This window comes from Pseudomonas sp. MIACH (assembly GCF_001269925.1).
Lineage (GTDB): Bacteria > Pseudomonadota > Gammaproteobacteria > Pseudomonadales > Pseudomonadaceae > Aquipseudomonas.
Genome location: NZ_LHVO01000034.1, coordinates 1 through 6,590, shown reverse-complemented (window position 1 = coordinate 6,590; position 6,590 = coordinate 1). Strand labels below are relative to the sequence as shown.

6 protein-coding genes are annotated in these 6,590 nt (G+C 62.2%); 4 read left to right on the top strand and 2 right to left on the bottom strand.

Features of this window, described 5'->3' with window-relative positions; all coding sequences use genetic code 11:
* Positions 1-136: 136 nt before the first annotated feature.
* Both macA and AD670_RS14580 read left to right on the top strand, forming a co-directional pair.
* On the top strand, positions 137-1,288 hold the full coding sequence (gene macA, locus AD670_RS14585) for a macrolide transporter subunit MacA (RefSeq protein ID WP_053133410.1): 1,152 nt from the start codon (positions 137-139) through the stop codon (positions 1,286-1,288).
* A 3-nt stretch (positions 1,289-1,291) separates the two neighbouring features.
* Positions 1,292-3,250: a MacB family efflux pump subunit gene (locus AD670_RS14580; protein WP_053133407.1), complete on the top strand. Its 1,959-nt coding sequence runs from the start codon at positions 1,292-1,294 to the stop codon at positions 3,248-3,250.
* Positions 3,251-3,312: 62 nt separating this feature from the next.
* On the opposite strand, the gene AD670_RS14575 is transcribed toward AD670_RS14580, so the two are convergent.
* Together AD670_RS14575 and AD670_RS14570 are read right to left on the bottom strand one after the other, a co-directional pair.
* Positions 3,313-3,984, bottom strand: coding sequence for a helix-turn-helix transcriptional regulator (locus AD670_RS14575; protein ID WP_172681478.1), 672 nt, complete (start codon positions 3,982-3,984; stop codon positions 3,313-3,315).
* A 155-nt stretch (positions 3,985-4,139) separates the two neighbouring features.
* On the bottom strand, positions 4,140-5,384 hold the full coding sequence (locus tag AD670_RS14570; protein ID WP_053133401.1) for a methionine gamma-lyase: 1,245 nt from the start codon (positions 5,382-5,384) through the stop codon (positions 4,140-4,142).
* A 123-nt stretch (positions 5,385-5,507) separates the two neighbouring features.
* On the opposite strand from AD670_RS14570, the gene AD670_RS14565 reads away from it, so the two are divergent.
* Together AD670_RS14565 and AD670_RS14560 are read left to right on the top strand one after the other, a co-directional pair.
* Positions 5,508-5,978, top strand: coding sequence for an Lrp/AsnC family transcriptional regulator (locus AD670_RS14565; RefSeq protein ID WP_053133399.1), 471 nt, complete (start codon positions 5,508-5,510; stop codon positions 5,976-5,978).
* Positions 5,979-6,085: 107 nt separating this feature from the next.
* Positions 6,086-6,523 carry a carboxymuconolactone decarboxylase family protein gene (locus AD670_RS14560; protein ID WP_053133396.1) on the top strand — a complete coding sequence of 146 codons (438 nt, stop codon included), beginning with the start codon at positions 6,086-6,088 and terminating at the stop codon, positions 6,521-6,523.
* Positions 6,524-6,590: the final 67 nt, after the last annotated feature.

Sequence of the window (6,590 nt, the reverse complement as noted above, 5' to 3'; positions counted from 1 at the left end):
ACATGTGGGAGGGGGCTTGCTCCCGATGAGGGAGTGTCAGTTGATGCATCGGGTGCTGACCCAGTGCTATCGGGGGCAAGCCCCCTCCCACCTATGGACTCCACCAAAAAAGCCAAACCACTTTTCATGGTCATTTATGCACACTTCTAAGCTCCGCAAAACCGGCATGCTTGCAGTCTTGGCCGTTGCCATCGGCCTTATCGTCTACACGGTCCAGGCGCCCGCCGACGCCCCGCAATACCTCACCGCCAGTGTCGAACGCGGCGATATCGAAAACGCCGTGTTAGCCACGGGCGTGCTTGAAGGCGTCAAGCAAGTCGACGTCGGTGCCCAGGTCTCCGGGCAGTTGAAGTCACTCAAGGTCAAGGTCGGCGATAAGGTGAAGAAGGGCCAGTGGCTCGCCGAGATTGACCCGTTGATCCTGCAAAACACCCTGCGCAAGGCCCAGGTGGATGAGGAAAACCTCCAGGCCCAGCGCCGGGCCACGGCGGCGCAGCTCAAGCAGGCCAGGTCGGTGTACGAGCGCTACAAGGGCTTGCAGGATGACGAGTCGGTGTCGCGCCAGGACTTCGAGGACGCCGAGTCGACGTTCCAGGTGCAGCAGGCCAACCTGTTGTCCCTGGATGCGCAGATCAAGAGCGCGCATATCCAGATCGACACCGCCAAGGTCAACCTGGCCTATACCCGCATCGTCGCGCCCATCGACGGCGATGTGGTGGGCATTGTCACCCAGGAAGGCCAGACGGTGATCGCCAGCCAGTTGGCGCCGGTGCTGTTGAAGCTGGCGGACCTGGACACCATGACGGTCAAGGCCCAGGTCTCGGAGGCCGATGTGATTCATATCAGCCCCGGCCAGCAGGTGTATTTCACCATCCTCGGCGAAGCCGACAAACGCTACTACGCCAAGCTGCGCGGCACGGAGCCGGCGCCGCAGAACTTCCTCGAGACCCAGACCGCCGGCACGCCCAAGCAAAACACGGCGGTGTTCTACAACGCGCTGTTCGACGTGCCCAACCCCGACCATCGCCTGCGCATCGCCATGACCGCCCAGGTGCGCATCGTGCTCGACACCGCCCAGGCCGCGTTGATGGTGCCGGTGGCCGCGCTCGGGCCGCGCAACAACGATGGCAGCTACTCGCTGCGGGTGCTGGACGCCAAGGGCAAGGCGGTGTCGCGGGATGTGAGGACCGGCATCAATAACAACGTCAAGGTGCAGGTCCTGGAGGGCTTGGCCGAGGGTGACAAGGTGGTGATCGGTGACGCATCGCCCGCCGTGGCGGGGAACTGACGGATGACCCAGCCACTGTTGGAACTCAAGGGCATCACCCGCAGTTTCATGGCCGGCGAGCGTGAATTCATTGCGCTCAAGGGCATCGACCTGACCATTCATGCCGGGGAAATGCTCGCGATCATCGGCGCCTCCGGTTCGGGTAAGTCCACCCTGATGAATATCCTCGGCGGCCTGGATTACGCCACCGCCGGCAGCTACAAGATCAATGGCATCGAAACCCGCTCGTTGGGCGATGAGCAACTGGCGGAACTGCGCCGCGATTACTTCGGTTTTATTTTTCAGCGCTACCACTTGCTGGCGCACCTCAGCGCCCTGCACAACGTGGAAATGCCGGCGATCTACGCGGGCACCCCACAGACCCAGCGCCACAGCCGCGCACGGGAGTTGCTGGAGCGACTGGGCCTGGCCAGCCACACCAGCCACCGCCCCAGCCAATTGTCGGGCGGGCAGCAACAACGGGTGAGTATTGCCCGGGCCTTGATGAACGGCGGGGAAGTGATCCTCGCCGACGAGCCCACCGGGGCCCTCGACACCCACAGTGGCAAGGAGGTGATGCGTATCCTCGCCGAGCTGCACGCGGCCGGGCACACGGTGATTATCGTCACCCATGATCCGAAAGTGGCGGCCAACGCCCAACGCATCGTTGAGGTCTGCGACGGCGAAATCATCAGTGACAAGGCCAACCACAGCAGTGGCCTGGACGTGCCTGCCGAGGTGCCGATCGAGGCCAGGCGCAGCGGCGCGCGCCGATTGGTGGCGAGCCTGGGGCTGTTCAAGGAGGCGTTCAACATGGCCTGGGTCGCGCTGGTGTCCCATCGCATGCGCACCTTGCTGACCATGCTGGGCATTGTCATCGGCATCACCTCGGTGGTGTCGATCTCGGCCATCGGCGAAGGCGCCAAGCGCTATGTGCTCAAGGACATCCAGGCGATTGGCAGCAACACCATCGATATTTTTTCCGGCACCAGTTTCGGCGACAGCCGCGCCTCGGCGATCGAGACGCTGATGCCCTCGGATGTGGAGGCGCTGAACCGGCTGTACTACGTGGACAGCGCGACCCCGGTGGTGGGCCGCAACCTGCTGCTGCGCTTCGGTAACATCGACCTGGACGCCCAGGTCAATGGCGTGAGCGACCGTTACTTCAAGGTCAAGGGGCTGAAACTCGAAGCCGGCATCGCCTTCAGCGAAAGCGATGCGCGACGCCAGGCCCAGGTGGTGGTGATCGACCACAATACCCGCCATCGCCTGTTCGGACCGAACGTGGACCCGCTGGGCCAGGTGATCCTGGTGGGCAACCTGCCGTGCACGGTGATCGGGGTGACGGCGGACAATAAAAACATGTTCGCCGCGAGCAAGGCGCTCAACGTGTGGGTCCCTTACGAAACCGCAGCGGGACGTCTTCTAGGCCAACGCCATCTGGACAGCATCACCGTGCGCATCAAGGACGGCCAGCCGAGCAAGGTGGTGGAAGACAACGTCAACAAGCTCATGTTGCAACGGCATGGCACCAAGGATTTCTTCACCAACAACCTCGACAGCATCATGCTGACGGTGCAGAAAACCAGCCGTTCCCTGGCGTTGCTGTTGTCGTTGATTGCGGTGATCTCCTTGCTGGTGGGGGGCATTGGCGTGATGAATATCATGTTGGTGTCGGTCACTGAGCGCACCCGCGAGATCGGTATTCGCATGGCGGTGGGCGCACGGCAGTCGGATATTCGCCAGCAGTTTTTGGTGGAAGCGGTGATGGTGTGCTTGATCGGCGGGATGATTGGCATCTCGCTGTCCTTCGCCATCGGCTATCTGTTTTCGTTGTTTGTGAAGGAGTGGGAGATGGTGTTTTCCCTGGGCTCGATTGTCACGGCGTTTGCCTGTTCGACGCTGATCGGCATTGTGTTTGGCTTTGTGCCGGCGCGGAACGCGGCGCGGCTCGATCCGATTGAGGCATTGGCCAGGGACTGATTTCTGCCAGAGGGCGAATGTGGGAGGGGCTAGCCCGCTCCCGCATTTTTTTCGGTGGTGGATTAAAGACTGGTCGTGTCGTCGGTGGCGTACATCCAGCGCAACAGCGAATGCCGCCCGCTGATCCCCAGTTTGATCGCTGCCCGCTTGAGGTAGCTTTCAATCGTGTTGACCTTCAATGCCAGTTGTTCCGCCAGCTCGGGTGCCGTACGCCCGGCCAGCAGGCCTACACACACCTCCAGCTCGCGGTTGGAGAGGGTCAGCCCCGATTGCACCAGACGTTCTTGAATGCGCCGGCGCAGGGTATCGAGGCCCTGGTTTTGCGATGGGAGTGGGTCGCTTTCATTGCGGCATGGCTGAATCGCGGCGATGTGTTTTTCCACCAAGGGCAACAACAGCGTGGAGAAGTCCTGCAGCATGCTGCGTTCCTGGGGCGAAAAACTGTCTGACTGGTGCGAGCGGTACACCGACAGGACGTAGCGCACATCGTCCTTGCGGCGTGTGAGGTGCAATTGGGCGGCGGGTTGTGCTTCGCCCAGGGCCGCCACCGAATCGGTGTAGACCGGGCTGATCTTGCGGCGGGTGTGCCCTTCGGGGCTCACGCGCAATTGGGTGATATGAGTGGCGTCCACTGCCAGTTGGGTGAGGATCAGGTCATGCAGCATGCGTGGGAAATCGCGACTGCCGGTGCTGGCGATGACCTTGCCTATATGTGGGAACAGGTGTGAGTTCATCAGTTCGTCCATGAGTGTTGAATGCAGGACGTATGCTAGTACAGCCTGGCGGCGGTATGGGGATCCAATCGGCAAAAAACCAGATTAAGCACGGCCAACGGCGGTCGGATCAACCCGGCCACCGTTGTGGGAAAGGACCAGCCCAAGCGTGGGGCTTATCTCACGGCCTGTGCCGTCATCAGCGTTTGGCGGGGCACGGCGCGGGTGCACTTGGCGAGTGCTTGCTGCACGTCCGCCAACAGGTCGGCAACGTCCTCAAGCCCGACGGATAAACGCACCAGGCCTTCGCTGATACCGTGGTGCGCCCGCTCTTCAGGGGTGTAGGTGCTATGGGTCATGCTCGCCGGGTGCTGGGCCAGTGATTCGGCGTCGCCGAGGCTGACGGCGCGGGTGAACAGCTTGAGGGCATTCATGAAGCGTCGACCGGTGTCGATCCCGCCCTTGAGTTCGAAGGCGATCATGCCGCCGGCCTGGCTCATCTGCCGCGCCGCCAATTCGTATTGCGCGAAGCTGCGCAGGCCCGGATACGTCACCCACTCCACGGCCGGATGCGCCTGCAGGGCTTCGGCCACGGCCTGGGCGTTGCTGCAATGGCGGTCCATGCGCAGGGCCAACGTCTTGAGGCCGCGCATCAACAGCGACGCGTCCTGGGGCGACATCACCGCGCCGGTCAAGTCCTTGAGGCCTTGCAGGCGGATGCGCTGGGCCAGGGCGTGGTTGCTGACGGCGATGCCGGCAGTGATGTCGCCATGGCCGCTGAGGTATTTGGTGGCCGAGTGCACCACCACATCGGCGCCCAACTCCAAGGGGCGTTGCAGGTACGGCGTGCAGTAGGTGTTATCGACCACCACGGTGACGTTCGGCTGTTGATGGGCGAGGGCGGCCACGGCGGCGATATCCACCAGTTGCAGGTTGGGGTTGGCTGGGGTTTCGCAGTAGATCATGCGCGTGGCGGGGCTGAGCGCCGCTTGCAGGGCGGCCAGGTCGGTGAGGTCCACGTGGCGCACCTTGATGCCGAACTCGCCGATACCGTGATGCAGCAGGGCGAAGGTGCAGCCGTAGAGCGTCTGGCTGACGATCACCTCATCGCCTGGGCGCAGCAGGGTCCAGAATGTCGCGGCAATCGCACCCATGCCGGAACTGAATGCCACCGCCGCCTCGCCGTTTTCCAGGGTGGCCATGCGCGACTCCAGCAGCGCCAGGGTCGGGTTGGAAATGCGCGTGTAGAAATGGCCGCTGGCCTCACCGGCAAAACAGGCGGCGCCGTATTCGGCTGTGGGAAAGGCAAACGTGGCCGACAGGTAGATCGGCGGCACGAGCGCGCCGTGGTGGTCCTTGGGGTCGTAACCGTGGTGGATGGCACGGGTGGAAAAGCCGAATGCATTGTGTTTATTGTTCATGTCGGACGCTCCTTATTTCCTACAATGCTATGCTTATAACCACGGCTGAATTTTGCAAACTTTGCCGATAAATCCCGCGTCATGGGATGAAAACACGCTAAAAACAATAAACAGAGGCACGCTATGCCCGTCACGCTGGATCGCACCGACAAAGCGTTGTTAAACGCCCTGCAAGGCAATGCCCGTTTAACCGTGGCCGAACTGGCCGACCGTGTGTCCCTGACCACCTCACCGTGCTGGCGGCGGGTCAGGCACCTGGAGGAGAGCGGGGTCATCAGCGGCTACCAGGCGATCCTCTCGCCCAAGGCGCTGGGGTATGGGGTGACGGCGTTTGTCAGCATCATGATGGAGAGCCACACCCAGGAAATCGCCCGCGCGTTTGAGCAGCGGTTGTTGGATATTCCGGAAATCGTGGCCTGTCATAACGTGTCGGGGCGCTATGACTTCTTGCTGGAGGTGGTGGCGAAGGACCTGGAGTCGTTCGGTGAGTTTGCGCGGGAGGTGTTGCAGACGCTGCCTTGCGTCAAGGAGATCTATTCGAGTTTTTCCTATAAATCGGTGCGGCCGTTGCGGGTGATTCCATTGCCGGGTTGATTGCACACCGCCCCATTGGTCACCTGTTCTTCCCCGCAATTGGCTATTTCTCCCGTACGGCGCGGTGGCTAACCTAGCCACCACTTCCCACCGTTCCGGAGTTCCTCATGCAAGCCCGTACCGATTTCTACACCGCCTCCCCAGACGCCATGAAAGCCATGCTCGCCCTGGAAGCCGCCGTCGGCAAACTCTCCATCGAATTGCCACTGCTGGAACTGATACGCCTGCGTGTGTCGCAGATCAACGGCTGCGCGTTCTGTCTCGACATGCACACCGCCGATGCCCGCAAGGGCGGTGAGACCGAGCGTCGCCTGTACACCCTGTCGGCCTGGCGCGAAACGCCGTTCTTCACCCCGCGTGAACGTGCGGCATTGGCCTGGGCCGAGAGCCTGACGCTGCTGAGCCAGACCCACGCCCCGGACGCAGACTTCACCGCGCTCGCCGCCGAGTTCAGCCCCCAGGAGCAAGTGGACCTGAGCGTGGCCATCGCCACCATCAACAGCTGGAACCGCCTCGCGGTGGGCTTTCGCAAGATGCCTAAATAAGGAGGTTGAAGACGGCTCTTTGTGGCGAGCGGGCTTGTCCCGCGTTGGGCTGCGCAGCAGCCCCATT